This is a genomic window from Pseudoxanthomonas sp. JC1303, assembly GCF_058448525.1.
Map to the genome: position 1 here is coordinate 248,707 of NZ_CP185958.1, position 26,933 is coordinate 275,639.

Below are 26,933 nucleotides of genomic sequence, written 5' to 3' on the forward strand. Positions count from 1 at the left end.
AGTGCGAAGTCCGGTATAGCGGATGTGCCGGTAGTCACCCCTTCTCGACCTTGCCGTGTTCACGCAGCCGAGCGCAGGATTGCCGCCATGAGTCTGCTGCCCACGTCGTCCTCGCCCTCCCTTCCCCAGCCCGCACCCAACACGCCAGGCAATCCGGCCTGCGTCATCACCTGCGCGTCCTATGACTGCGACGGCAAGCGCAGCGACCTGACGCTGGACCAGATCAGCGAAGTGCTGGCCAATGACGACGGCTCGTTCGTCTGGGTGGGCCTGTACGAGCCGCAAGAAGAGGTGCTGCTCAAGCTGCAGGAGGAATTCGGCCTGCATGACCTGGCCATCGAAGACGCCGGCAAGGCGCACCAGCGGCCCAAGCTGGAGGCCTACGGCAACTCGCTGTTCCTGGCCATGCACACCGTGCAGGTCATCGAGGAGAAGATCCGCTACGGCGAGACCCAGGCCTTTCTCGGGCCGCGCTACCTCATCACCGTGCGCCACGGCGCCTCGCTGTCCTACACCCCGGCCCGCCTGCGCATTGAGCGCGAGCCCGAACTGCTGGCCATGGGCCCGGCCTACTGCCTGTACACGGTGCTGGACTTCATCGTGGACAACTACATGCCGATCATCGAACAGGCGCGCGACGCCCTGTTTTCGCTGGAGCGCGACATCTTCTCGGAGACCTACAAGGGCGCGGTCGTGCGGCGGCTCTACGACCTCAAGCGCGAGTTGACCCTGATGCGCGTGGCGGTGGGCCCGCTGCAGGACGTGCTGGCCCACCTGATGCGCACCCAGAGCGCGCTGGTGCCCGAGGAGATCCGCCTGTACCTGCGCGATGTCCACGATCACGCGCTGCGCGTCAACGACGGCATCGACACCTTGCGCGAGATGCTGGGCACCGCCCTCAGCGTCAACCTCTCGCTGGTCACGCTGGGCCAGGGCGAAACGGTCAAGCGCCTGGGCGCCTGGGCCGCACTGTTGGCCGCGCCCACCCTGATGACCAGTTGGTATGGCATGAACTTTCAGAACATGCCCGAGCTGCACGCGCGCTTCGGCTATCCCGGACTGGTCGGCGCCATGGCCGTGGTGTGCGTGGTGCTCTACGTGTTGTTCAAGCGCGCACGCTGGCTCTGAGCTGCGCTTGCGTGATGCGACCGGCGCCTTACTACCAAAGTAGGTGCTGTGATCGGGCGCACATGCATTGACGCTTGTGCACTGCAGGGTGACCCTTCCCGCAAGGGGAAAGCCCGCATTCTCGTCGCACCTGCGACACCACGATGCGGCCGCTCTCCGCGTTCCGCATGACCGGCACGGCTGCGCCACCGGCCATGGCCCTCCATCCGAGTTCGAGGATCCCCTCGCGATGAAATACCTTCTCCTGCTGCCGTTCTTTGGCCTGCTGTGGGTGCCCTTCTACAACAAGGAGCTCCCGGTCCTGTTCGACCTGCCGTTCTTCTACTGGTACCAGTTCCTGTGGATCCCGGTGACCTCGCTGATCACCTGGCTGGTCTATCGCCACGAATACAAGACCCACGGGGAAGAATGATGCAGGCGCCTACTATCCACTGGACGGCACTGGCCGTCTTCGCGTTCTTCTTCGTGCTGGTCACGGTGATGGGGTTCTGGGCTTCGCGCTGGCAGCGCGGCAGCGGCGAGGCCCACCTGGACGAATGGGGCCTGGGCGGCCGCAAGTTCGGCACCTGGATCACCTGGTTCCTGGTCGGCGGCGACTTCTATACCGCCTACACCGTCATCGCCGTGCCGGCCCTGGTGTATGCGGTCGGTGCCTATGGCTTCTTCGCCCTGCCCTACACGATCCTGGTCTATCCGATCGTCTTCACCTTGATGCCCAAGCTGTGGAAGGAAGCCCACAAGCACGGGCATGTGACCGCCGGCGACGTGGTCTGGGGCCGCTACAAGTCCCGGCCGCTCGAACTGATGGTCGCCCTGACCGGCGTGGTCGCCACGATGCCCTACATCGCCCTGCAGCTGGTCGGCATGGAAGTGGTGATCAAGGCGCTGGGGCTCACCGGTGAATTCCCGCTGGCTGCCGCCTTCATCATCCTGGCGCTGTATACGTACTCGGCCGGCCTGCGCGCGCCGGCACTGATCGCCTTCGTCAAGGACCTGATGATCTACATCGTGGTCCTGGTCGCGGTCGTCCTGGTGCCGATCAAGCTCGGCGGCTACGAGAACGTGTTCAACATCGCCCGCGACGCCTACGCGGCCAAACCGGCAACCCCGCCCAGCGGCCTGATCCTGCAGGGCCCGCAGTTCCTGCCCTACGCCACCTTGGCCCTGGGATCGGCGCTGGCGGCCTTCATGTATCCGCACACGTTGACCGGCATCTTCGCGGCCAAGAGTGCCAACACGATCCGCAAGAACGCGATCTTCCTGCCGGCCTACACCGTGCTGCTGGGCCTGATCGCGCTGCTGGGCTACATGGCCTACGCCGCCAACGTGAAGGTGGAGAGCAACAACGACGTGGTGCCGGCGCTGTTCAACTCGCTGTTCCCGCAGTGGTTCGTGGGCTTCGCCTTCGCCGCCATCGCCATCGGCGCACTGGTTCCGGCCGCGGTGATGTCCATCGGCGCTTCCAACCTGTTCACCCGCAACTTCTGGAAGGCCTACGTCAATCCGCAGGTCACGCCCGCGGGCGAGGCCAAGGTCGCCAAGATCGTCTCGCTGCTGGTCAAGGTGGGCGCGCTGGTGGTGATCCTGTTCCTGCCGACCAAGTTCGCGCTGGACCTGCAGCTGCTGGGCGGCGTGTGGATCGTGCAGACCCTGCCCTCCATGGCCTTCGGCCTGTGGTCGCGCTGGTTCCGGGCACCGGCGCTGCTGACCGGCCTGGTCGTCGGCTTGGGCGTGGGCTCGTACCTGGCCATCGCCGACGGCGTCAAACCTGTGCACACCCTGATCTTTGGCGATACCGGCTACACGGTCTACACCGGGCTGCTGGCGCTGGTGATCAACATCGTGGTCACGGTGGTGGTGCAGGCCATCCACAACATGGTCAGCAAGCCGCAGCCGCTGGCCAAGATGGACTGAAGAGTCAGCCGCGGCCCTAGGCCGCCATGCGAAAACGACGAAGGGCGAGGTGCAGACCTCGCCCTTCGCTTTTGGGGTCATCTTCGCCGACTGACACAGTCGCAAGCGGACCATGTGCAACCTGCGCTTCCAGGTGCGCCGCGCGGCTACACCACCAGCCGCCGATGAGAGGCCATTCCAAGTCGAAGGGCACGCAGCGCCGGGTTACGATCCACGGCGAAAAAGGCCGAGCCGCCGCTTTCGGCACGCCGGAAGACCACGCTACAGCGAGCGCGGTTTGGCTTTCCACCTTCGACGGCCACCGGTTGCCTATCAGCCTTCGAGCATCATCGCGCCGGCGTGGCGGCACGAGAGCAGGGTCTTGACCAGGAAGTCAACCTGGATGGCCTGACGTGCGTCGACCTTCATCACCGGCACGCCGAAGCCGGCCGCCCCGAGCGCGTCACGGAATTCCACCAGCTGGAAGGACGGCACCTGATCCGAACGCGTTACACCGATCACGAAACTGGCCTCGGGCGCCAACTCGGCGAAACGGCGCAACAACGCCACGGTGGACTCGGTCTTGTCCTGCTCGCCGGCATTGACCAGCACGATCACGCCGATGGCGCCCAGGCACACCATGGGCCACATGAAGTCCAGGTAGCGCTGCCCCGGCACGCCGTACAGGTGCAGCAGTTCGCCCTCCTCCAGCTCCACCGTGCCGTAGTCGAGCGCCACCGTGGTGGCGTGCTTTTCCTCGGTGGCATGCTCGCTCAGCGGCATCTCGGTGCTGACCGGGGCGGTATCGGCGATCGAGCAGATGGCCGTGGTCTTGCCGGCGCCCATGCTGCCGACGAAGACCAGCTTGTTGTAGTAGTTAGTCACGCTGCAACCCCATCAACTTCAGACCAAACCTGCGTGCGATGCGCAGGAAAGAGCGGGCCTCCGGCTCGGCCATCCGTCGCAGGGGCTGGCTACCTGACTCCCCACCGTCGATTACCGTCTGCCCCAGTCCACTCACCTGCGCCGCGGTCATCACGCGGCGCACGGTGGGCAAGGGTATACCGGTGGCCGAGGCCAGTGCGGTGGGCCGCCAGGCACGAATCCGCAGCTGCGCCAGCACCGGCAGCCAGGAGACCGGGGTGATGGACGTGTCGAGATCTGGCCATGCGGCCAGACGCAATTCGCCCAGCGACACGACCGGCAACTCGAAGCGTTCGCGCGCCGCCAGCCACCACCACAGCATTTCCAGTGGATGGCTCACCGTGACATCCGGACGATAGAGGCGTTGCCAATCGGACTCGGAAAGCCGGGTGGATTGCCACCGCGGGTCTTCCACCGCATCAAGCAGTTCGTCCAGCGGCATCCGCCGAAGCATGTGCAGGCGCGTCGCCATCGGATCAACCACCACGCGCAGCAGACCAAGCTCCATGAGCGTCCGGCCGTGGGGCTCGCCCAGCGGGCGGGCTTCCACCCGCAACAGATCAACCAGCCGCAGCGAGCGAGGCGCCAAAGGTTCGCCCTGCCGGGCACCAGCCGCCAGCGCGGTCTTGAGCGTGTCGGCGATCTGCCGCACCGAGGCGGTGGGCGACAGCTCGGCAGCGGTGCCTGATCGGGCGCCGGCTTCGCGGGTGAAGGTCACCACTGGCAAGCGCGCGGCCCAGGCCTCGCGAATCGCGGCACTGCCTTCCGATGAGGCTGCATCGGCCATCAGCAGGTCTACCGCTGCCCCAGTCCACGGGACCACGGCGACCTCCAGGCGATCAGCCATGAGCAGCGAACTGGCGACCTTCAGGCGGGTGGCCGGCAGCAGGTCCAGGCCTGCGGACGCCACGAGCAATCGACGAGGAGGGGCATGCATGACGGTAGGGCCAGTGGAGGCGAAACAAAAAGGCGCTGGACATCGGCGCGGCGCCTTCACCGTTGGATCCAGGCGCTGCGCTCAAGGGTCTGCGCCCAGGGAACTGGCTCAGCCGAAGTCGAGCGTCTTCTCGAACGCCTTGACCTCGTGACGGGCCATGGCCAGGTTCGCGCGCGAGCGGTCCAGCACCACGTACAGGAACAGCGCACCGTTGGTCTCCAGCGGGCGGATCAGGTGGTACTGCTTGCCGAGCGTGATCAGGATGTCCTCGATGGTGTCATCCAGATTGAGTTGTTGGCCCACGCGGCGCTTGGCGCGCACCACTTCGGTATTGCCTGCGGCAGCGACTTCCAGGTCAATCGCGCCACCGCCTCCGGTCATGCCGAGGGCCATGCCGCTGTCGCTGTCCACCAGCGCCGCGCCGATGAAGCCTGCGATGTTGTGCAGGTCGTCGAGTTTGAGGTTTGCCATGAAAAAACATCCGTAGGTTGGTGATGGACCCGGTCGCCCGGGAAGATGAGGTGCCTCCCCTGCTCTGCCGTCCAGGGTGGCGTTGCAAGCGAACCGGCGATCAGTCAGGTCAGCCGCGCCTTCAATCGCGACGCACACTCGCGCGCACCGAACAACAGAACGGCGAGGTTCATTTCAGAGGCTCCCATCGCGGCCAGGGTCATGGGTCGCCCCAGATCCAACCGAATCAAGACCATGTTGCCCTGTTGGGTGCAGATGGTGGCGTAGTCAGCCGAGCCCATCCCCAGCTCGCGGGCGACCGTCTCGCCCAGGGTGAGGAACGAATTGGTCATCGCCGACAGGCGCCGCGGATCGACGTCCAGGGTGGACCAGTCCGCCACCGAGCGCCCATCGGCCGTGGACAGCAGCAGCATGCAAATGCCGGGCGTGCGTTCGCAGGTGCGCCGGAATTCCTCGAGCACCGCCCCTCGGCTGCCAAGGTCGGCTTCACGGCCCAATTCGCCCATCACACTCATGACTTTCTCCACCGTTCCACGTTCCACGTCGTGCTTTCCTCCGATCTCGGACGTCCTCAAGCATGGCGCGTGCCAACTTTGTGGCCTCGGTCACGAACGATATTGTGAGTGAAGCCGTGTCTCTTCACGCGTCTACAACCCGGCGCACGATGCGCATCACGTCGCTTTTCTCGCAAAAAAGAGACTTAAGTCACATTAAAAGCCTGACAAAATGGCCTGGTTCAATCACCCCGCCCTGCCCGGATCGGTGATCAAGTCGAGCGGTGCATTTTGCGCTTGCCCAAAACGACGCGGCGGGACACTGGGTGCCCCGCCGCGCCACTTGGTGATGAGACACCCGGGTCGCTATTGACCGATGTGCTCCTTCAGCCAGGCATTGACCGTGTCGTGCCACAGGATCGAGTTCTGCGGGTTGAGCACCCAGTGGTTCTCGTCGGGGAAGTACAGGAACTTGGACTCGATGCCCTTGCGCTGGGCCGCGGTGAACGCCGCCAGGCCTTGCTCGACCGGGATGCGGAAATCCTGCTGACCGTGGATCACCAGGATCGGCACGCGCCAGTTCTTGACGAAGTTGATCGGATTGAACTTCTCGTAACCTTCCGGGTTTTCCCACGGTGTGCCGCCGTTCTCCCACTCGGAGAACCATAGTTCTTCGGTGCTGTACCCCATCATGCGGTTGTCGAATACGCCGTCGTGGTCGACCAGGCACTTCCAGGGCTGGCTCCAGTTGCCGGCGATCCAGTAGGTCATATAGCCGCCGTAGCTGGCGCCCAGCGCGCAGGCCTTGTCGCCGTTGAGGAAGGCATACTGCTGCTGCGCGGCCGCCCAACCCTTCTGCAGGTCCTCCAGCGGGCGGTCGCCCCAATGCTGGCTGATCGCATCGGTGAAGGCCTGGCCGTAGCCGGTGGACCCGTGGAAGTCGATCATCACCACCGCGTAGCCCTGACCGGCGTAGGTCTGCGGATTCCAGCGGTAGCTCCAGCTGTTGCCGAAGCTGCCCTGCGGGCCACCGTGGATGAGGAAGGCCACCGGATAGGTCTTGCCCTCCTGGTAGTTCCACGGCTTGACCACGTAGCCGTGGACGGTCTCGTTGTTCCAGCCCTTGAAGGTGAACTGCTCGGCCTCACCGAACTTCACCTCGGGCAGCATTTCACCCGCACTCTGGGTGATCGCACGCATCGCGCTGGCGCCTGCGCCGCTGCTCTCCTTCGCCACCGGCGCGGTGAACAGCTGGTTGCCGGTCTGCAGCGAGTTGGTCATCACCGCCAGCGTGCCGCCCTGGATATCGAACTCGGCAACGGTGTTGCCGCCGACCATCTGCGACACCCCGCCGGTGGCGATGTCCACTTCGAACAACGGATGCTGGCCCAGTTGCTGCGCGGGCACGTAGAGCGTCTTGCCGTCGGCCGAGACCTGCAGGCCATCGGCCGAGCGGTCCCATTTCGGCGCGATCTCGCGCGTCTTGCCGGTAGCCAGGTTCATGGCCATCAGGCCAAAGCGATCGGCCTCGAAGCCAGGGCGCTTCATCGCGCGGTAGTACAGCGTCTTGCCGTCGGCGCTGAACACCGGGCCTGCATCCCAGGCCTTGTTGGCCACGGTCAGGTCCTTGGGCGCCGCACGGCCGCTGGCGTCGAGCTGGTACAGGTCGAAGTTGGTCGACCACGGTTCCTCGCGCCCGGCCACGCGGATGCTGGCCACCACCGACGTGCCGTCCGGCGACCAGGCGACATCATCCATGCCGCCGAACGGCTTTGACGGCGCGTCACCGTCCAGCGTGGCGCTGATGGCCGAGGCGCCCACCACCGGCTTGGCATCGGCCGCCGGCAGCGGCGCAACGAACAACGTGTTGCGGCGGCCATCGTTCCAGGTGTCCCAGTGACGCACGAACAGGTGGTCGAAGACCTTCCCCGTAGTCTTGGACTGCTTGGCGTCCTCCAGCTTCTGCTTGGTGCAGCCCAGGTCCGAGCCGCAGTCCTGAAACACGCCGGCGCTGAAGACGACGCGGTCGCCCTGCGGCGAGAGCTTGTAGCCGTCCACGTCCACCGCGAAATCGGTCACCTGGCGTGGCGCACCGCCGGTGGCCGGCATCGCGTAGAGCTGCTGGCTGCCGGACTTGGACGAGAGGAAATACAGCGTCTGGCCATCGGGCGAGAACGCCGGCGAATTGACGTTCCAGCCTTGCGGGGTGATCTGCTTGGGCGGCGCCAGATCACGCGTGCGCAGGTCGCGCAGGTACAGCGCGGTGCTGGCCTTGGTCACCGCCTCATTCATCACCCGCTTGGCGAACACCACACGCCCGCCATCGGGCGAAAGCACCGGCGAGGAGACGCGATCCAGCTTGACCATGTCGTGCACGTCGAAGCCGCGTTCGGCGGCAGCGGCCGGCAGCGCGGCGATCAAGGCGAGAGATAACAAGGCGGGACGTAGCGTCATGGCGCGAACTCCGGAAACTGCGAAAAGTGACCGATGGTAGGCCGCCATGACCTGTCCAGGCAAAGCGGGCGCGGCCATCGAAGCGTCATGCCCAGGCCAGCAAGATCCGTTGGACAAGCACGGTCAGGTCGACAGGAGACCTGGTGTCGACATGGATCCGTTGGCCGATCCCCAGCGGGCGGTCGTACTCGGCCAGAGCCTGAGCGTCGAGCGTCCGCAGCGGATGCGCGGCATGATGGCCGGTGCTGGCCGCCCGTTCGCCAAATCGCCTGGCGGCTTCGTCCAGCCCACAGTCGCAATGGACCTCGACGACCCGAGCGTCCAACGCAGCGATCCGATTGCGCTCATACTCGCTGTGCGGCCGGAAATTGGCCCCCAGCACCGCCGCTGGCGCGCACTGGGCGAGCATCCACAACAGCTCCATGGACGCACCGCCCAGTTTGCGCGACGCCTGCAGGCCCCCGTCGTCGGCGCCCAAGGCATCTGTGAGTGTCTCCTTGATGAAGTCTTTGGAGAACAACGGCAGTCCCAAACGCTGCGCGAGCGGAACGGCCAGGGTGGTCTTGCCGGCCCCCGGAGCACCCGAGACAAGCACGATCCTGCGCGTGGCCGTTGGCGTGGACGTGGAGTTCATGCGTTGGGCGAACGGGGGCATTGCGAGGTCGGGCTAGGACCTCGCTACAAGCGGGACAGGGCCACATCGGAGCGGGACTGCTCCGTCACACTACGCCGCCTGCTCGCCCTTCTTGCCGGTGCGATACAGCAGCCAGCCGACCAGGAACAGGACGGCCAGGCCGACCCATTGGTTGAGCTGGAACAGCTCGGGCAGCGCCAGCACGTCCGCACGCGCCGAGACCACGATCGGCACGGCGATGGCGATACCCATCAGCGCCTCGCCGGTGATCAGGCCGGCGGCGAACAGCACGCCCGGGCGATGCACGCGATCGCGCGCCTCTTCGTCATCGGCACGCACCTTGTGGAAGCGCTCGACCAGATGCGCGATCAGTCCACCCAGGAAGATCGGCACCATCAGTTCCAGCGGCAGGTAGATGCCGATGGCGGCGGCCAGCACCGGGACGCGGAAGCGCTTGCCGGTCTTCTTGAGCCACTCATCGATGGCGATGACGATCGCGCCGACCACCGCACCCAGCGCGATCATCGTCCACGGCAGCTGGCCGCCGAACAGCCCACGCGCGACCGAGGCCATCAGGTTGGCCTGCGGTGCCGCCAGCGCGTTGGGATGCTCCGGCGTCGGTGCGCCAATGCCATAGGCCTGCGAAAGCAGACTCAGCACGGGCGCCATGATCAGCGCGCACGAGAACGCACCGATGCCCAGCATCAGCTGCTGCTTCCACGGGGTGGCGCCGACCAGATAGCCCGCCTTGAGGTCCTGCAGGTTGTCACCGCCCACTGCCGCGGCGCAGCACACCACCGCGCCGATCATGATCGCAGCCACCGCGCCCAGCGGCGCGCCGCCACTGCCCACCGGGGTCAGCCCGCTCTTGCCCATCAATAGCGCCAGCACGACCGAGGCGAACAGGATGGTGGAGATGGTGATGCCCGAGACCGGGTTGTTGGACGAGCCGATCAGACCGGCCAGGTAGCCGGACACCGACACGAACAGGAAGCCGGCCACGACCATGATGATCGCCATCGGAATCGACACATGCCACTGGCCGACGATGGCCTGGTACAGGCCCAGCAGCGGCAGGGTGAACACCACGGTGGCCACCAGCATCCACTTCATCGGCAGGTCGCGCTCGGTCTCGGCAAGGGCGGCGCTGCCTGCGCTGCTGCGCGCAGCGGCAAAGCCGCTCTTGATGCCACCCAGCAGCGACTTGCGCAGCGAGAACAGCGTCCAGATGCCGCCGATCAGCATCGCACCCACGCCGAGGTAGCGGATCTTGGCGCTCCAGATGGCGTAGGCGGCATCTGCCGAGCCAGCGCCTGCGATGGATTGCGCCAGCGCCGGATCACTGCCGGCGAAGAACGCCTGGTACAGCGGGATGGCGATGTGCCAGGACAGGATGGACCCGGACACCACCACGATGCCGACGTTGAGCCCGACGATATAGCCCACGCCCAGCAGGGCCGGCGACAGGTTGGTGCCGATGAAGGCGGTCAGCTTCGAACTGCCCACATAGGCCGACTGCAGCCAGGTATCGGGGATGATACGCAGGCCGCTGGCGGCGGCCAGCTTGACCAGGGCCCCGATCGCGCCGGACAGGGCCAGGATTTTCAGCCCCGGCCCCGGGTTTTCACCGGCCTTGAGCACCTCGGCAGCGGCCTTGCCTTCGGGGAACGGCAGCGGTTCTTCAACGATCATCGAGCGCCGCAGCGGTACCGAGAACAGCACGCCCAGCAAGCCGCCAAGGCCGGCGATGCCCAGCACCCACCAGTATTTGAAGTCCGGCCAGTAGCCCATGATCACCAGCGCCGGGATGGTGAAGATCACCCCCGCAGCAATCGACGAACCCGCCGAAGCCCCGGTCTGGACGATGTTGTTTTCCAGAATGGTGCCGCCGCCCAACAGGCGCAGCACGCCCATCGACACGACCGCCGCCGGGATGGCCGTGGCGATGGTCAACCCGGCAAACAGGCCCAGGTAGGCATTGGCCGCGGAGAGCACCACGGCCAGGACGACCGCCAGGACGACGGCACGAAAGGTGAGCTGGCGCGGTGGCGCGGCTTGGCTCATTGGGTTCACCCCTGATGGCAAAAAATCCGCCCAACGCTAGCGTCTGGGGGGTGGCAAGTCCAGCCAAGCCGTCGCGCGCGCGGCGGCGACGTCAGATTCGGCAGGCAAGCGTCCTCAGCCAGGCACGGGGCCTGCGCAGACTTGCAGACACCGCACGTGCGAGCCTCCTCGGCCGCAGCGCGGGTGCGGGCGACTCAGGCCAGCACTTCAGAGAATGCGCGATCGGCCTGGGCCACCTCGGGCAGCGCTTCGAAGAGCTGGTCCAGGTCGATCCCTTCCATCAGCGGGCCTTCGACCGCTTCGCGCGCGGCCTCGCCAGCGCCGCCGAAACGCTCGATCGCATCGGCGATGTGCGCCGCCTGCGCGACCAGCAGCGCCATCTGGTCGCCTTCGGGAGCCTGGCGCGGCTTGGCCTGATAGGCAATGGCGTCCTGGATGATCTGCGGCAACAGCCAGCGTCTGGCCAGTTCGGCGCCGACTTCCGGATAGCCGAAGCCGAGCTGCAGGGTTTCATCGGCGGCATGCGCGGCCGACGAAACCGTGGTGCGCAGGCGGCTGGCATATTCCGGCGCCCCGGTCTGGATCAGCAACTCGCCCAGGTTGTGCATCATTCCGCAAGTGAAGGCGGTGTCCGGATCGACCCCGCGCTGGCGGGCGAGCAGCCTGCAGATGCTGGCAACCTCGAAACTGTGCCGCCAGAACTGCTTCAGGTCGAAGGCCGCGTTGGTGCGAAACGCGCCGGTCATGGCCGAGGCCAGGACCAGGGTGCGCAGCGTGTTGAAGCCCACGCGCATCGCCGCGTCGTCGATGCTGGTCGAGTCGCGCGTCCCATGGAACCGCACCGAATTGGCCAGGCGCAGGACCTTGGCCGCGATAACCGGATCGCGCTCGATGTTGCGCGCCAGGCTGTCGATATGGGTCTTGGGATCGTCGAACTGCAGGATCAGCTCCTGCGCCACTTTCGGAATCGTCGGCAGCTCGTGCAGCTTGTCGAACAGCGTCTCCAGCTTCATGCATCCCTCCACGTGAATAGACCTGCGTCTGGGTCGGACCGAGCGCCCCATGAACCGTTCCGTCAGGCGAGCGACTCAAGCCCTCGGTCACCGGTCGCGCCGACATTAGAGCGCCGCGGCATGACCAGCAATCGGGGCAAACCCGCGTGCCCCGATGCCCCCTCCGACACCCGCCGACCACGGGCACATCATGCCACTAGGACCTCGCGGCGCATCACGAACCCCAATACGCCTGGGGCCACCTGTCCTTTCCATCATGGTCCGTCTCAGACCACTGCAGGCAGGCCTGACGGCCATCATTCCCAGGGCACTGGTGGATGGGTCGTAAGAAACAGGGTGACCGCATGCGCACGGTGCGGTGATCTCAGCCGTCGCTTACCGGATGCGCACACCATCAAAGCTCGAAATCGAAAAAACAAAACGCCGGTTGCTGGAAGGCAACCGGCGCTTGTGCAAGCAGGCAACGTCCCCTGCGCATGCAGGTCAGACGCTGCTCAAAATGGGATATCGTCGTCGGCGAAATCGTCCATCGGCGCCGGCTGCTGGGCGGGCGCCTGGCGCCGCGGCTGCTGCTGTCCGCCGCCGTAGCTGTCGCCACCGCCGCCGCGCTGCCCACCGCCACCACCACCGTATTCCTGGCGCGGGGCGCGCTGGGGACGATCGCCACCGCCCATGCCGCCGCCACCTTCGCCGCGGCCGCCGAGCATCTGCATCTCGTTGGCGACGATATCGGTGCTGTACTTCTCCACGCCGTCCTGGCCGGTGTACTTGTCGTAGCGCAGCTCGCCTTCCACATAGACCTGCGAGCCCTTGCGCAGGTACTCGCCGGCGATCTCGCCGAGCTTGCCGAAGAACACCACGCGGTGCCATTCGGTGCGTTCCTGCTTGTTGCCTTCACGGTCGTTGCGCACGCTGGTCGTCGCCAGGCTGATGCGGGTGACCGCCATGCCGCTCTGCGTGTACTTGGTGTCCGGGTCATTGCCCAGGTTGCCCACCAGGATGACCTTGTTGATGCCGCGTGCCATAGAAAAATCCGTCCGTCAGGTCCGCCCGCCGATCGCAGGCAACAACATTCGATTATAGCCCGCCGGTCCCGTCCATCGGCACCCGCCGCGCCCGCGGGTCAGGCAATCCTGACCGGAAAAGCGCCCCATGAACCTATAATTGCGATTCTTCCTGAACACCCCGGTCCGCATGTCCGCCGTCCCGCTCCCCCGCTCCGCGCTGGGACTCCCCCAGATCCAGTCCCTGGCCGCCCCGGACATGGCCGCCATCGATGATCTGATCCGCCGCCGCCTGGCCTCGGACGTGGTCCTGATCAACCAGATCGCCGACCACATCATCTCCGCGGGCGGCAAGCGCCTGCGGCCGATGCTGGTCGCCCTGGCCGGCCGCGCCTGCGGGGCCGAGGCCACTGCCGAGCATCATCAGCTGGCCGCGATCGTCGAGTTCATCCACACCTCGACCCTGCTCCACGACGATGTGGTGGACGAATCGGACCTGCGTCGCGGCCGCAGCACGGCCAATGCACTGTGGGGCAACGCGCCCAGCGTGCTGGTCGGCGACTTCCTGTATTCGCGCAGCTTCCAGCTGATGGTCGAGCTGGACCGCATGGCGGTCATGCGGATCCTGGCCAACACCACCAACCGCATCGCCGAAGGCGAGGTGCTGCAGCTGCTGCACGTGCACAACCCGGACACCGACGAGGCCGCCTACCTGCGCGTGATCGAGCGCAAGACCGCGGTGCTGTTCGCCGCCGGCACCCGGCTCGGGGCACTGGCCTCCGGCGCGGACGAGGCCACCCAGCAGCGCCTGTACGACTACGGCATGCAGTTGGGATATGCCTTCCAGATCGCCGACGATGTGCTGGATTACACCGCCAATGCCGAGGCGCTGGGCAAGAACCTGGGCGATGACCTGGCGGAAGGCAAGGCCACCCTGCCCCTGATTCACGCCATCGCCCACTCCGGGGCGGCCACACAGGCGCGGCTGCGCCAGATCGTGGCCGATGGCGACACCACGGCCATGCCCGAGGTCCTGGCCGCCATCCAGGCCACCGGCGGCATCGCCTACAGCCAGCGCCGCGCGGCCGAGTACGCGCAGGCCGCCGAAGATGCGCTGGACGGGCTGGCGGACAATGACGCCGTCGCCGCGCTGCGCGGCCTGGCCCGCTACGCGGTCGAACGCCAGCACTGAGGCTGGCGCCGCCACCAGTCTAGTGCTGGTGGAAGACCTCGTCGAAGAAGTCGCCCATCATCCGGTAGGCACGTCGCGCCGCGCGCGGATCGTACTTGCAGCCTGGCGCATCCGCGCCGGGGATGGCGAAGCAGTGCACCGCGCCGCTGAAATCCACGAACTGCCAGTCCGCGCCGGCCGCGTCCATTTCCTTGCGGAAATCGGTGATGACCTGGGGCGGCATGGTCGGATCGTCGGCGCCGTTGAGGACCAGTAGCGGCGTACGCGCCGAGCCGGGCGCGGCGGGCGTGCTGCCCGGCTCCAGTCCACCGTGCAGGGTGACCACGCCGGCCAACCGGTCGCCGCCACGCACCAGCTCCAGCACGGTGGTGCCGCCGAAGCAGAAGCCGAAGGCGCCGATCCGGGACACGTCCAATGGCGCGCTACCGGCCTGCGCCTTCAGCACTGAAACGGCTTCTCGCACCCGGGCGCGCAGCGCGGGTCGGTCGGCCTTCAGGCCTCCGGCCAGCTTGCCGGCCTCCTGCGTGTTGGCCGGCCGCACCCCCGTGCCATACACGTCGGCCAGCAGCACCACATAGTCCTTGCCTGCCACCTGACCGGCGATCTTCACCGCACCATCGGTCACGCCCATCCAGTCCGGGACCATCACCAGGCCCGGGCGCTGCGCCGGCCCCGCATCGTCATAGATCAGATAGCCGGAAAAGCCCTGATTGCCGACCTTCCACTGCACCGGCTTCACCACCTCGCGCGACAGCGCTGGCAGCGCACAAGCCAACAGGATGCCGGCCCATACCACCCTGGAAAAGACGCGCATGCCCACACCTCGCCATCCGCCGAAGAAGGCCGAGTGTAGGCGCGCCGCGCGTGTCACGGCGCGAAGGTAGGTGCAATGGAAAAGGCCGCGCACGTGGCGCGGCCTTTTTTCTTGGGAAGCGACGGCTCCGGCGCCTATGGGCGGCGCGCCAGCGCTTCCACGTCCTTGGCCTTGGGCAGCAGGTCCTGCTTGCTCACCGCCAAGAAGCCCAGGGTCAGCAGCGGGCAGGCCAGGAAGATCGAGGACAGGGTGCCCAGCACCGCGCCGATCATTTGGGTCAGGGCCAGGCCCTGCAGCGAACCGCCGCCGTACAGGTACAGCGCCAGCACCGACAGGAAGAACACCAGCGAGGTGATGATGGTGCGCGAGAGGGTCTGGTTGATCGAGCGGTTCATGACCTCCAGCGGCGACAGGCGCAGCGCGCGGAAGTTCTCACGCACGCGATCGAACACCACGATGGTGTCGTTGATCGAAAAGCCCATCACCGACAGCAGGCCGGCCAGCACGGTCAGGTCGAACTCGCGCCCGCTCAGCGAGAAGTACGCCGCGGTCACCAGCACGTCGAACAACGTGGTGACGGTGGCCACCACCGCGAACTTCCACTCGAAGCGAAAGCCGATGTAGATCAGGAAACCCACCAGCACGAACACCGCCGCATAGATGCCGTTCTTGGTCAGGTCCTTGCCCACCTGCGGACCGACGAACTCGTTGCGCAGCAGCGTGGCCTGGTTGTCCGAGGAGGAGATCGCGGCGATCACTTCGCGCGCGGTGCGGGTGTTGGCCTCGCCGGTGGAGGCACCGGCCGCATTGGCGGCGTCCTCGTCACGCGGCTGCAGGCGCACCAGCAGATCGCTGCCACTGCCGAAGCTCTGCACCTGGGCGCCTTCGTAACCGGCGGCCTGCAGGCGCTGGCGCACACTTTCCACGTCGGCCGGCTTGTCCAGGCGGACTTCAACCACGGTACCGCCGGTGAAGTCCAGCGCATAGTTGAAGCCCTTGGTGGCCATTAGCGTGATGGAGGCGACCAGCAACGCCAGGGTTATCGTCACCGTCACCCGGCGCAGCCGCATGAAGTCGATGTTGGTGTCGTTGGGAATCAGGTGCAGCGGGAAAAGTGCCATGGTGTCTTGCTCTTCATTGAACAGCCCGCGCGCCGCGCGGACTCCTGCGAAGGATTCGCGTACCGCTTAGATGGCCGGGGCCTTGAGCTTGGCGCGGCCGCCGTAGATCAGCACCGCCAGCGCGCGCGAGACGGTGATGGCGGTGAACATCGAGGCCAGGATGCCGATGATCATCGTCACCGCGAAGCCGCGCAGGGACCCGGTGCCGAAGGCATACAGCGCCACGCCGGCGATGATGCCGGTGAGGTTGGCGTCCAGGATGGTGCCGCCGGCGCGCTCGTAGCCGGCCGCGATGGCCGACCGTGCCGGCACGCCAGCCCGCAGTTCTTCGCGGATACGCTCGTTGATCAGGACGTTGGCATCCACGGATAGACCGATGGACAGCGCCAGGCCGGCGAAGCCCGGCAGGGTCATGGTCGCGCCGAACAAGGACATCACCGCCACCACGATCACCAGGTTGAACAGCAGCGCCACCGAGGTGATCGCGCCGAACATGCGGTAGTAGACGCCGAAGAACACCAGGGTGAACAGGAAGGCGTAGACCACCGCGGTCACGCCGCGCTGCACGTTCTCCGCACCCAGGCTGGGCCCGACGACGCGCTCCTCGGCGAAATCCATCGGCGCGGCCAGCGAACCGGCGCGCAGCAGCTTGGCCAGGTTGTCGGCCTCGTCCTTGGTCAGGCCGGTGGTCTGGAAGTTCTTGCCGAACACGCCCTGGATGGTCGAGGGCGCCAGCGCCTCCTCGCTCACCTTGACGCTGCGCACTTCCTTGCCGTCGACCATGGTCACCTGCGGCACGCGCTCGATGTAGACCACCGCCATGCGCTTGCCGACGTTCTGACTGGTGAAGTCGAACATGCGCTGGCCGGCGACATTGTTCAGGGTGATGTCCACCGCCGGCAGGCCGTTCTGGTCCACGTTGACCGTGGCCCCCACCATCTGGTCGCCTGAAGCCAGCACGCGCTTGTTCAGCAGCACCGGCGCGCCGGTGTCGCGCTGGGTGTAGAGCTTGGCTTCCGGCGGCACGTTGCCGGTGCGCTGGGCTTCGAACGCATCGCCGTCGACAACCGCGCGGAATTCGATGGTCGCCGTGGCGCCGATCAGGCGCTTGGCCTCGGCGGTGTCCTGCACGCCCGGCAGCTGGACCACGATGCGGTCGTCGCCCTGCTGCTGGATGATCGGCTCGGACACGCCCAGCTCGTTGACGCGGTTGCGCAAGGTGGTGATGTTCTGCTGAATGGCCGCGCCTGAGATCTGCGCCAGCTCGCTCTCGGGCACGCGGATGGTCACCCGGTTGCCGTCCACGTCGAAGTTGAGCGGCGAGGTGCCGACCAACGCGCCACTGGCGCTGCCGGTGGACAGGGTCAGGGCCTGCGCGAGTTTGGTGCGGGCCGCATCGGCGTTCTGGTCGCCCGCCAGGGTGACCACAATGCTGTTGTCGGGCTGACGCTGCACCGACTCGTAATGGATCTTGGCGTCACGCAAGGTGACCCGCGCATCCTCGGCGAAGGCGTCCAGGCGCTTGTCCAGCGCGGCCTTCTGGTCCACCTGCAGGGTGAAGTGGACGCCGCCTTGCAGGTCCAGGCCGCGCACCATGGGCTTGGCGCCCAGGTTGGACAGCCAGTCCGGCACGGTGGAGGCCAGATTCAGGGCCACGGTGTAGTCCTGGCCCAGCGATTCGCGCAGTGCGTCGTTGGCCTTGGTCTGCGCCTCGGCGCTGGGCAGGCGCACCAGCAGGTCGCCATCACGGGTCTCCAGCTGCTTGGGAGTGACCTGGGCGCCCTTCAGCGCGGCCTCGACCTTGGCCTTCAAGGCATCGTCGATGGTCGCGCCATGGCTGGCGGTGATCTGCACGGACGGATCCTGCGGGTAGATGTTGGGCAGCGCGTACAGCGCACTGACCGCCAGCACGACCAGGATCAGGACATATTTCCAGCGAGGAAACTCAAGCATTGCTTAGCACCCGCGCACCTGCATCCCCAGGCGCGCACTACGTGATGGGACCGGACGTCTGCGGCATTGCAGCCGCCGGGCCAGGGATGAAACAAAAAGACGGACCGCCAAGGCGGTCCGTCGATTGGCACGATCCGTCAGACGGCGGACTTCAGCGTGCCCTTGGGCAGGACGTTGCCGACCGCGCCCTTCTGCACGCGGACCTTGACCCCATCGGCCACCTCGACGGTGACGAAGTTGTCGCCGATCTCGGCCACGAACCCGGCGATGCCGCCGGAAGTGATGACCTCATCGCCGCGCGAGAGCTTGTCCAGCAGGGCCTTGTGCTCCTTCTGGCGCTTCATCTGCGGGCGGATCATCACGAAGTACATCACCGCGATCAGGACGACCGGGAAGATCAGCATGGACAGGCCGCCGCCCTGCGGGGCGGGCGCGCCGGCCGCCTGGGCGTGCGCGGCGGGAATGATCAAATCGAGCAGATTCATGTATCTGGGTCCATTGTTGGGCCGAAAGCAGCCGCGGATTATGCCATGGGGCCACGGCGGGCGTGACTGGGGCCGCGCATCGGGTCGAAACCGTCAACTTCCCCCTTCCTGGCCGATTCCGACCACATTGCGCGGAAAAGGTTCCGCTCCCTGCCCTCTGCCGGCCCCCTAGTCCGGCGGCGTTGCACCGCGCGCGGCGTAGAAATCCGCCCGGAACGCCTGGAACCGCCCCTGCTCGATCGCCGCGCGCATCTGCGCCATCAGCGACTGGTAGTACCACAGGTTGTGCAGGGTGCCGAGCATGGGTCCAAGCATTTCGTTGCAGCGGTCCAGGTGGCGCAGGTAGCTGCGGGTGAAGCCGTTGCGGCAGGCATAGCAGCCACAGCCCGGTTCGATCACCTCCAGGTCGTGCTCGTACTTGCTGTTGCGGATGCGCACGGTGCCGAAGCCGGTGAAGTAATGACCGTTGCGCGCGTTGCGGGTCGGCATGACGCAATCGAACATGTCCACCCCACGCGCGACGCCCTCGACCAGGTCTTCCGGCCGGCCCACGCCCATCAGATAGCGCGGTTTGTCGGTGGGCAGCTGCGGGTGCAGGTGCTCGAGCATGGCGTTGCGCTCGGCTTCCGTCTCGCCCACCGCCAGCCCGCCGATGGCATAACCGTCGAAGCCGATGTCCTGCAGACCCTGCGCCGACTGCGCGCGCAGGTCGGTGTGCACCCCGCCCTGAACGATGCCGAACAGCGCCGCGTCATTGCCCAGCGCATTGTGCGCATCGCGCGAGCGCTGTGCCCAGCGCAGGCTCAGCTCCATGGACTTGTGGACCACGCGCTTGTCCACCGGCTTGCCATCCACGGTCACCGGCGGGCACTCGTCGAAGATCATCACGATGTCCGAGTCGAGCACGTGCTGGATCTTCATGCTCTCCTCCGGGCCCAGGAACACCTTGGCGCCATCGGTCGGCGAGGCGAAGGTCACGCCGGCCTCGGTGATCTTGCGGCGATGGGCCAGCGAGAACACCTGGAAGCCGCCCGAGTCGGTCAGGATCGGCTTGTCCCAGCGGGCGAAGCCATGCAGGCCCCCGTGCTGGCCGATGACCTCCAGGCCCGGGCGCAGGTACAGGTGGAAGGTATTGCCCAGGATGATCTCCGCACCCAGCTCGGCGATGTGCTCGGGCAGGATGCCCTTGACCGACCCATAGGTGCCCACCGGCATGAAGGCCGGGGTCTGGACGGTGCCGCGGGGGAAGGTCAGCTGGCCTCGGCGGGCGTCACCATCGGTGGTTTTGAGCTGGAACTGGAGTCGGGACATGGATGGCGGGATCGGAAATAGCGGGCCATTGTCCTGAATCGGCGCTTCCAGGCCCAGCCCGTAGATGGTTCCGCCCGCCACGCAACACCACCGCCAAAATGCCGTCGCGCGCTCGGCACGGCGCTTGCATCTGCCATGACCGCGACGTTTAACCAGCAGAATCAAAGCGTTGCCGTCCTGCATCCGCCCGGTGCAGAGGCGACATTCCCCTTTACAAGCAGCAGCGGCGGTCAGTACGCGATGAACTCAGCCCGACCCCTCCAACCGGCGACGACGCCCTGGACTGACGCTCAAGCCCGGGACGCCTCTACCGATCCGGTCTACGTCACCCAGCCTTACCTGCCTCCGCTGGAGGAGTTTCTGCCCTATCTGCAGGGCATCTGGGAGCGCAAGGTGCTGACCAACAACGGTCCCTGCCACCAGGAACTGGAACGGCAACTCTGCCAATACCTTGGCGTCGAGCACATTTCGCTCTTCGCCAACGGCACCCTGGCCCTGGTGACGGCCCTGCAGGCCCTGCGCATCACCGGCGAAGTGATCACCACGCCCTACAGCTTCGTAGCGACCTCCCATGCCCTGCTGTGGAATGGCATCAAGCCGGTCTTCGTCGACATCGAGCCGGAGACGCTGAACCTGGACCCGGCCAAGATCGAGGCCGCCATCACCCCGCAGACCACGGCGATCCTGCCGGTCCACTGCTATGGGCGGCGCTGCGCGGTGGACGCCATCGAATCGATCGCGGACAACTACGGCCTGAAGGTCATTTATGACGCCGCCCATGCCTTCGGCGTCAACGACGACGGTGGCAGCATCGTGCGGCATGGCGACCTGTCGGTGCTCAGCTTCCACGCCACCAAGGTCTTCAACACCTTCGAAGGCGGCGCGATCATCAGTCCGGACGCGCGCACCAAGCGCCGTATCGACCACCTGAAGAACTTCGGGTTTGTCGACGAGACCACCGTCGTCGCACCCGGCATCAACGGCAAGATGAGCGAGATCAATGCCGCCTTCGGGCTGCTGCAGTTGCAGCACATCGACAAGGCACTGGCCCGGCGCGAGCAGATCGACACCCTGTACCGCCAGCTGCTGCAGGACGTGCCGGGGATCACCCTGCCCCCGCGGCAGCAGCACGGTTCGAACTTCGCCTACTTCCCGGTCCTGGTGGGACCCAGCTATCCGATCGAGCGCGACGACCTGTATGCGGTGCTGCGGGAGCACCAGATCTATGCGCGGCGCTACTTCCATCCACTGATCTCCCAGTTCCCGATGTATCGCGGCCTGCCCGGCACCCAGCAGGAGAACCTGCCGGTGGCAACCGCTGCAGCGCGCGAGATCCTCTGCCTTCCCATCTACCCGGCGCTGGAAGACGCCACAATCGAGCGGATCGTCAGCATCGTCGCCCACGCCGGCAGGCACACAACCGTAGGGCGGTGAGGGGTGCAAGACGCTGTCGCCACCCGCTACGTGGTCTTCTCGGGCGCCAACGAGCGCGCGCTCATCGCGATCTGCCGGTCCTTCGCGGCGCGCGGCGTACCGTGCGCGATCGTGGCCCGTCCCGGCGATGACCCAATGCGCCTGACCAAATATCGAACGTGGATTGCGACCACGCGCGGTTCCGACGCACTGGACCTGGACGACATGCTGGCATGCGTCGCTCAACTCGTCGCGCGCCATCCCGGACAGTCACTGACCTTCCTGCCGACAGCCGAATCCATCAATCGCCTGGTCCTGGACTACCGTGACCGCTTCGAGCAGGCCGGGCTTCGCGTGCGTCTGGTCGATGCGGACCTGTACGCGGCGGTCTCGGACAAGGCACGCCTGTTGGCGCTCGCGGCAGGCTTCGGTCTTCTGGCCCCTCCTTCCTTGGAAGCGCCGACCGCGCAGGCGCTTCCACTGGTGGCCAAGCCCAAGACCGAGTTTGCGCCGGATGGGCGCAAGCTCTATCCGGAACTGATCTTCGACACGGCGGCGCTCCACGCCTTCCACCGCAACGCCGATCCCGCGCTCTACTTCTTCCAGACCTATCTCGAAGGCGCCAGCTACTACTACCTGGCGCATTTTGCAGCGGACGGCACGGCCACCTTCGCCTACCAACGCAACCTGCTGCAGCAAGCCAACGGCAAGTCGATCATCGCCGCAGAGCTGTGCGCATGCCCGGACCTGGATACCAGCGAAAAGCTCACGGCGTTGTTCCGCAGCGTGAACTATCGGGGTTACGCCATGATCGAAACGATGGAGATCGACGGTCGTCACTACCTGATCGAGGTCAACCCTCGCTTCTGGGGACCATGGAGCCTGGCGGAACGGGCCGGTTTCAAGCCCGAAGCCTTTGCGGGGACCTGCGCGCCCCTGCCGCCAGGGCGACAGGGCGCGGGCTATCTGTGGATGGGAGGCTGGCTCATGGACTGGGGACGCCGCCGCCGGGTGCGGGTGTATCCGTCCGCACGCGCGCTTTCCTGGCCACGACGTCTAGGACTGCTCGCGCAGGAGCTCTATCTCCGGCGCGACACGTTCCGATTGTTCCTCAACGAGGCGCGGACCGCCATCAAGCTGCGCTTGGCCAACGCGCACTCTCTTTCATGACCCTTTCATCGGACTCTGCCATGCCCGACGCGATGCAAGCCGCGCTACTCGATGCCTTCGAGAAAACGCGAAGCGGGAGCAAGCATGCCTGCTACCAGGAAATTCCAGCGCCGCTGCTGCCTTATCTGGCCAACACGTCCCTGCCCACGTTGCGCCGGTACGAGCGCGCGCGGCTGGACTATGTCCTGCAACGGATCGAGGTCAAGGACCGCAGCGTGCTGGACATCGGGTGCAACAGCGGCTTCTTCCTGATGGAGATGCTGCAGGCTGGCGCCCGCCACGCAACCGGCTATGAGGGCAGCAAGGACCACGTTCAATTCCTGGAGGCCGCGCGTGCGGCGCTCGGGCTGGAGGCGCGCCTGACAGTGAACGGCCACTACTTCGACTTCACGCAGGACCGCGGACACCACGACATCGCCCTGCTCCTCAATGTGCTGCATCACGTCGGCGACGATTACGGCGACCCCGACCTGTCGGTCCAGGGCGCGCGCGCGCAGATCATCCACAGCCTCATCGGCATGCGGGAGCGTTGCAACACGCTGGTGTTCCAGCTTGGTTTCAACTGGAAGGGCAACCGCCACGCCGGTCTGTTCGAGCACGGCACGATTGAGGAGATGGTGGCCTTCATCACTGACGGCGTGCGTGGCGTGTGGAAGGTCCGGCATGTGGGGGTGGCAGAGCAGGCACAGGAGCCAGACGACATCGTCTACCGCGACCTTTGCCCGGCCAACGCGCATCGCAAGGATGCGCTTGGCGAGTTCCTCAACCGCCCCCTTTTCGTCCTGGCTTGATCCTTCGCACCGTCGCCTCTGGAGTTTTTCGTGACTCTGCACCCTGCATCCTCCCAATTCACCGCTCCCGACGCGCCAGCCTCCCAGAGCATGCGTGTCACCGTCGCCATTCCCGCCTACAAGGCCAAGTACCTGGGCGCGGCACTCGAAAGCGCGTTGAAGCAGGAATTCGATCAGTTCGAAATCCTGGTGTGCGATGACAGCCCTGGCGAGGAGGTCGCGGCGATCGTCGCTGAGCACCAGGAACGGCACCCGTCCGTGCCGCTGCGTTACTACCGCAATGCGGCTTCGCTGGGCGAAGAGGGCAACGTCGGCGAATGCATCCGACGGGCCAGCGGGCACTACATCAAATTCCTCTACGACGATGATGTACTGCTTCCCGGATGCTTGAAGAGCCTCGCCGAGGTGCTGGACGCGCACCCCGATGTCGCCCTGGCAACTTCACGCCGGAACAGGATAGACGAGGCCGGAGATCCGATACGCGACAGCGGTGCGACCCTCTCGCCGTTCCAATTCGACGTCCTGGTGGAAGGTGGCGACCTGGTGTCGCTCCTGGGTGATCACACGCTCAATTTCATTGGCGAGCCCAGCGCGGTGATGGTGCGGCGCGCGCATATCCTGCCGCTAGCCGGCAAGCAGTTCTCGCTGGGCGGCAACAAGGTCAAATGGCTCGGCGACCTGACGATGAACGTCAACCTGTTGCGGAAGGGCTCCTTGGCCTACCTGGTCAAGCCGCTGTCGAGTTTCCGCGTCTCGCGCGAACAGACGAGTCATGCCAGCCATCTCAATCCCGACATCGGCAACGATTGGTACTTGTACTTCAAGCACATGATCCGTGCGCTCGGCTGGTATCGAGACCAAGACAATCATCTTGTCCGAGTCGCTCGCCTCGACGCACCCACGCAGGTTGAGACCATTGATCTGGGACAGCGCATCAAACGTATGATCGCTGGGCGTCAGCCCTTCGACCGGCTCGAGCAGTGGTTGTCTTTGCGAAAGCCCACTGCATCGCAAGCGCGGCAGATCGCCTTGCGGCAGGACCAGCTCGGGGCGGCGACCATGTCGATCGTTATTTGCGGAGGCCAGGACGGCCCGTCCTTGGCACGTACGCTGAGAAGTCTTGAGAACCTCAGTGCTGGATTCTTGCCACGTAGGATCTTCGTCCTTGACGGCGCATTGCCGCCTCCCGGCACAACGCTGACGCAGCTGCATCTTGCGGAAAAGTCGGGACAAGAAAGCGAATCCTCCCTGGTCAACCGGATCATCGCCGGCGACACGTCGGATTGGTTCATGCTGGTCCAGGCGGGCGAGACCTTCACCACCGCAGGCCTGCAGATGGTGGCGCAGCACCTGATCGGCAACGACGACCTCCGGGCGATCTACGCCGACGAAATGATGCTCGGCGAAGACGGCGACCTGTCTGCGGTGTTCCGGCCCGACTTCAATCTGGACCTTTTGCTGTCCATGCCCTCCGGCATGGCGAGGCACTGGCTGTTCAGGCGCGATATCTTTCTTGAGCTCGGCGGCTTTGATGCAGACGCCGCGGATGCGGCAGAGCTTGACCTGCTGCTGCGCCTGATCGACATCGGTGGCCTTGAGGGTCTTACCCATGTGCCCGAGCCCCTGCTGGTGGTGCCGCCTCAGGAGATCCGATCCAGACCAGCGGAGGTGCATGCCCTCGATCGGCATCTGCGCAACCGCGGCTACGAACACGCTTCGGTCGACACGCATCTTCCGGGTTGCTATCGCATCCACTACGGGCACCAGGCCACGCCTGGTGTCTCCATCATCATTCCCACGAAGAACCAGCTTGGCATGCTCCAGCGCTGCGTGGAGACGCTGCTGGAGAAGACCGCCTACAAGAACTACGAAGTGCTGATCGTGGACAACGGCAGCGACGAGGCGGACGCGGTCGCCTGGCTCGATGGCATCGAATCGCTGCAAAGCCCGCAGCTGCGCGTGCTGCGCTATCCGCATCCCTTCAACTACTCGGCCATCAACAACTTCGCCGCAAGCCAGGCGCGTGGCGAGTACCTGGTCCTGCTCAACAACGACACGGCCATCCTGCACGAGGACTGGCTGGATGCGCTGCTCAATCATGCGCAGCGGCCGGAGGTGGGCATCGTCGGCGCCAAACTGCTCTACCCCAATGGCACCATCCAGCACGCCGGCGTGATCCTGGGGCTGCGAGGCCCGGCCGAACATCCCTTCATCGATGAGAAGCTCGACGCCCCCGGCTACATGTACCGGCTGCAGGTCGACCAGGACTACACGGCGGTCACCGGCGCGTGCCTGATGGTGCGCAAGTCGCTGTATGCGGAGGTCGGCGGGCTCGATGAAGAGGCCTTCAAGGTCTCCTACAACGACGTGGACCTGTGCCTGAAGGTCCGCAGTGCCGGCTATCTGGTGGTGTGGACGCCGCATGCGCTGGTCCTGCACGAGGGCAGCGTCAGCCAGAAGCAGGTCGACCAGGCCACCCAGCAGGCCAAGGTGAAGCGGTTCCGCGAAGAACAGGACGTCATGTACGACCGCTGGCTGCCGTGGATCGCGCGCGATCCGGCCTACAACCGCAACCTGACCCTGCAGGGCCGGGGATTTGCGGTGGACGTCAACCCGCAGCACAACTGGCATCCGCTGGAGTCCTGGCACCCGCTTCCGGTCGCTGTCGCGCTGGCGGCGGATCAGGATGGTTGTGGCCAGTACCGGATCATCCAGCCGGTGAATGCCATGAACACTTTCGGCGTGGCCGATGCCGAGTGGAGCGGGCGCTACTATTCGCCCATCGAGCTGGAGCGTCGCCAGCCGGACGTCATCGTGCTGCAGCGTCAGATGTTCGAGGACAAGATGGCGCAGCAGAAGCGCCTGGCGCGCTTCAGCCGCGCGTTCCGCGTGGCCGAACTGGACGACTATCTACCTCTGCTGCCGCGCAAGAGCGCCCACCATGGACAGCTGCCCAAGGACGTCCTGCGCACCATGCGCGAGGCGCTGAAGTTGGTGGATCGCTTCGTGGTCTCCACGCCGGAACTGGCCGAAGCGCTGGACGGGCTGCACGGCGATATCCGCGTGGTCGAGAACCACCTGCCCCTGCCCTGGTGGAAGGATGTGCGCTCAGGCCGTCGCGAAGGCGGCAAGCCGCGCGTGGGCTGGGGCGGCGGTGCCGGGCATCGCGGCGACCTGGAACTCATCGCCGATGTGGTCCGCGCCCTGGCCGACGAGGTCGACTGGGTGTTCTTCGGTATGTGCCCGGAAAGCCTGCGGCCTTATGTGCGCGAATACCATCCGCCGGTGGCCATCGCCGATTATCCCGCCAAGCTCGCCAGCCTGGATCTGGACCTGGCCCTGGCCCCGCTGGAGGACAATCTGTTCAATCGCTGCAAGAGCAACCTGCGCCTGCTCGAGTACGGCGCCTGTGGCTTTCCGGTGGTGTGCAGCGACATCGCGCCCTACCAGGGCGACCTGCCGGTCACCCGGGTCAAGCCCAGGTTCCGCGACTGGGTGGATGCGATCCAGATGCACGTCAGTGACCAGGCGGCCGCGGCAAAAGCGGGCGATGCCTTGCGGGCGGCCGTGCACCAGGACTGGATGCTGGACGAGCGACATGCCCGTTTCTGGATTTCCCAGTGGTTGCCGGACTGATCGGGACCTGCGCGCGGCGCGCGCCAAGCGA

Annotated in this window: 22 protein-coding genes and 1 pseudogene; 8 read left to right on the forward strand and 15 right to left on the reverse strand. The window is 65.9% G+C overall.

Annotated elements, in window-relative coordinates; genetic code table 11:
- Positions 1-87: 87 nt before the first annotated feature.
- The 3 genes from corA (at position 88) to mctP (ending at position 3,042) form a co-directional block, all read left to right on the forward strand.
- Positions 88-1,128, forward strand: coding sequence for a magnesium/cobalt transporter CorA (gene corA / locus ACORQU_RS01185; RefSeq protein ID WP_491642876.1), 1,041 nt, complete (start codon positions 88-90; stop codon positions 1,126-1,128).
- A gap of 229 nt (positions 1,129-1,357) precedes the next feature.
- Entirely contained in the window at positions 1,358-1,540 is a 183-nt protein-coding gene (locus tag ACORQU_RS01190) for a DUF3311 domain-containing protein (protein WP_271645200.1), read from the forward strand.
- Positions 1,537-3,042 (forward strand): monocarboxylate uptake permease MctP, encoded by a 1,506-nt coding sequence (gene mctP, locus ACORQU_RS01195; RefSeq protein WP_491642877.1) that lies wholly within the window; start codon positions 1,537-1,539, stop codon positions 3,040-3,042. Before ACORQU_RS01190 ends, mctP begins: the two co-directional genes overlap by 4 nt.
- Before the next feature lie 312 nt (positions 3,043-3,354).
- On the opposite strand, the gene ACORQU_RS01200 is transcribed toward mctP, so the two are convergent.
- The 9 genes from ACORQU_RS01200 to ACORQU_RS01240 all read right to left on the reverse strand — a co-directional run bounded on the left by ACORQU_RS01200 (position 3,355) and on the right by ACORQU_RS01240 (position 13,037).
- Complete coding sequence (locus ACORQU_RS01200; RefSeq protein ID WP_491644893.1) at positions 3,355-3,867, reverse strand: GTP-binding protein; 513 nt, start codon at positions 3,865-3,867, stop codon at positions 3,355-3,357.
- A 31-nt stretch (positions 3,868-3,898) separates the two neighbouring features.
- The gene (locus tag ACORQU_RS01205; RefSeq protein ID WP_491642878.1) at positions 3,899-4,855 is read right to left on the reverse strand and encodes a hypothetical protein; all 957 of its coding nucleotides are present in this window, start codon (positions 4,853-4,855) and stop codon (positions 3,899-3,901) included.
- Positions 4,856-4,990: 135 nt separating this feature from the next.
- The gene (locus ACORQU_RS01210) at positions 4,991-5,353 is read right to left on the reverse strand and encodes a roadblock/LC7 domain-containing protein (protein WP_491642879.1); all 363 of its coding nucleotides are present in this window, start codon (positions 5,351-5,353) and stop codon (positions 4,991-4,993) included.
- Positions 5,354-5,457: 104 nt separating this feature from the next.
- On the reverse strand, positions 5,458-5,868 hold the full coding sequence (locus ACORQU_RS01215) for a roadblock/LC7 domain-containing protein (RefSeq protein WP_491642880.1): 411 nt from the start codon (positions 5,866-5,868) through the stop codon (positions 5,458-5,460).
- Between the two features lie 345 nt (positions 5,869-6,213).
- On the reverse strand, positions 6,214-8,349 hold the full coding sequence (locus ACORQU_RS01220; protein WP_491642881.1) for a S9 family peptidase: 2,136 nt from the start codon (positions 8,347-8,349) through the stop codon (positions 6,214-6,216).
- Between the two features lie 37 nt (positions 8,350-8,386).
- Positions 8,387-8,935: a P-loop nucleotide/nucleoside kinase family protein gene (locus ACORQU_RS01225; protein WP_491642882.1), complete on the reverse strand. Its 549-nt coding sequence runs from the start codon at positions 8,933-8,935 to the stop codon at positions 8,387-8,389.
- A gap of 90 nt (positions 8,936-9,025) precedes the next feature.
- Positions 9,026-10,999 (reverse strand): OPT family oligopeptide transporter, encoded by a 1,974-nt coding sequence (locus tag ACORQU_RS01230; RefSeq protein WP_491642883.1) that lies wholly within the window; start codon positions 10,997-10,999, stop codon positions 9,026-9,028.
- A 194-nt stretch (positions 11,000-11,193) separates the two neighbouring features.
- On the reverse strand, positions 11,194-12,012 hold the full coding sequence (locus ACORQU_RS01235) for an HDOD domain-containing protein (protein WP_491642884.1): 819 nt from the start codon (positions 12,010-12,012) through the stop codon (positions 11,194-11,196).
- Positions 12,013-12,506: 494 nt separating this feature from the next.
- Positions 12,507-13,037, reverse strand: coding sequence for a single-stranded DNA-binding protein (locus ACORQU_RS01240; protein ID WP_271645194.1), 531 nt, complete (start codon positions 13,035-13,037; stop codon positions 12,507-12,509).
- Positions 13,038-13,206: 169 nt separating this feature from the next.
- Between ACORQU_RS01240 and ACORQU_RS01245 the strand changes: the two genes are divergently transcribed.
- Positions 13,207-14,208 (forward strand): polyprenyl synthetase family protein, encoded by a 1,002-nt coding sequence (locus tag ACORQU_RS01245; protein WP_491644895.1) that lies wholly within the window; start codon positions 13,207-13,209, stop codon positions 14,206-14,208.
- A gap of 19 nt (positions 14,209-14,227) precedes the next feature.
- Here the strand turns inward: ACORQU_RS01245 and ACORQU_RS01250 are convergent, their stop codons facing one another.
- The 6 genes and pseudogenes from ACORQU_RS01250 to tgt form a co-directional block, all read right to left on the reverse strand.
- Positions 14,228-15,022 (reverse strand): dienelactone hydrolase family protein, encoded by a 795-nt coding sequence (locus ACORQU_RS01250; RefSeq protein WP_491642885.1) that lies wholly within the window; start codon positions 15,020-15,022, stop codon positions 14,228-14,230.
- Between the two features lie 134 nt (positions 15,023-15,156).
- Positions 15,157-16,143 carry a protein translocase subunit SecF gene (gene secF, locus ACORQU_RS01255; protein ID WP_491642886.1) on the reverse strand — a complete coding sequence of 329 codons (987 nt, stop codon included), beginning with the start codon at positions 16,141-16,143 and terminating at the stop codon, positions 15,157-15,159.
- A 66-nt stretch (positions 16,144-16,209) separates the two neighbouring features.
- Positions 16,210-17,691 carry a protein translocase subunit SecD gene (secD, locus tag ACORQU_RS01260; RefSeq protein WP_491644897.1) on the reverse strand — a complete coding sequence of 494 codons (1,482 nt, stop codon included), beginning with the start codon at positions 17,689-17,691 and terminating at the stop codon, positions 16,210-16,212.
- Between the two features lie 21 nt (positions 17,692-17,712).
- Positions 17,713-18,096, reverse strand: a pseudogene (secD, locus tag ACORQU_RS01265) (protein translocase subunit SecD); the annotation flags it as partial.
- A 137-nt stretch (positions 18,097-18,233) separates the two neighbouring features.
- The gene (yajC, locus tag ACORQU_RS01270; RefSeq protein ID WP_271645190.1) at positions 18,234-18,581 is read right to left on the reverse strand and encodes a preprotein translocase subunit YajC; all 348 of its coding nucleotides are present in this window, start codon (positions 18,579-18,581) and stop codon (positions 18,234-18,236) included.
- Between the two features lie 168 nt (positions 18,582-18,749).
- The gene (gene tgt / locus ACORQU_RS01275; RefSeq protein ID WP_491642887.1) at positions 18,750-19,892 is read right to left on the reverse strand and encodes a tRNA guanosine(34) transglycosylase Tgt; all 1,143 of its coding nucleotides are present in this window, start codon (positions 19,890-19,892) and stop codon (positions 18,750-18,752) included.
- 240 nt (positions 19,893-20,132) lie between these two features.
- Here tgt and ACORQU_RS01280 point away from each other — a divergent pair, with 240 nt between their 5' ends.
- The 4 genes from ACORQU_RS01280 (at position 20,133) to ACORQU_RS01295 (ending at position 26,902) form a co-directional block, all read left to right on the forward strand.
- Positions 20,133-21,326: a DegT/DnrJ/EryC1/StrS family aminotransferase gene (locus ACORQU_RS01280; RefSeq protein WP_491642888.1), complete on the forward strand. Its 1,194-nt coding sequence runs from the start codon at positions 20,133-20,135 to the stop codon at positions 21,324-21,326.
- Positions 21,327-21,356: 30 nt separating this feature from the next.
- Complete coding sequence (locus ACORQU_RS01285; RefSeq protein ID WP_491642889.1) at positions 21,357-22,475, forward strand: hypothetical protein; 1,119 nt, start codon at positions 21,357-21,359, stop codon at positions 22,473-22,475.
- 20 nt (positions 22,476-22,495) lie between these two features.
- Positions 22,496-23,266, forward strand: coding sequence for a class I SAM-dependent methyltransferase (locus tag ACORQU_RS01290; RefSeq protein ID WP_491642890.1), 771 nt, complete (start codon positions 22,496-22,498; stop codon positions 23,264-23,266).
- 90 nt (positions 23,267-23,356) lie between these two features.
- A complete protein-coding gene (locus ACORQU_RS01295; protein WP_491642891.1) occupies positions 23,357-26,902 on the forward strand; it encodes a glycosyltransferase in 3,546 nt (1,181 codons plus the stop codon).
- Positions 26,903-26,933 lie beyond the last annotated feature (31 nt).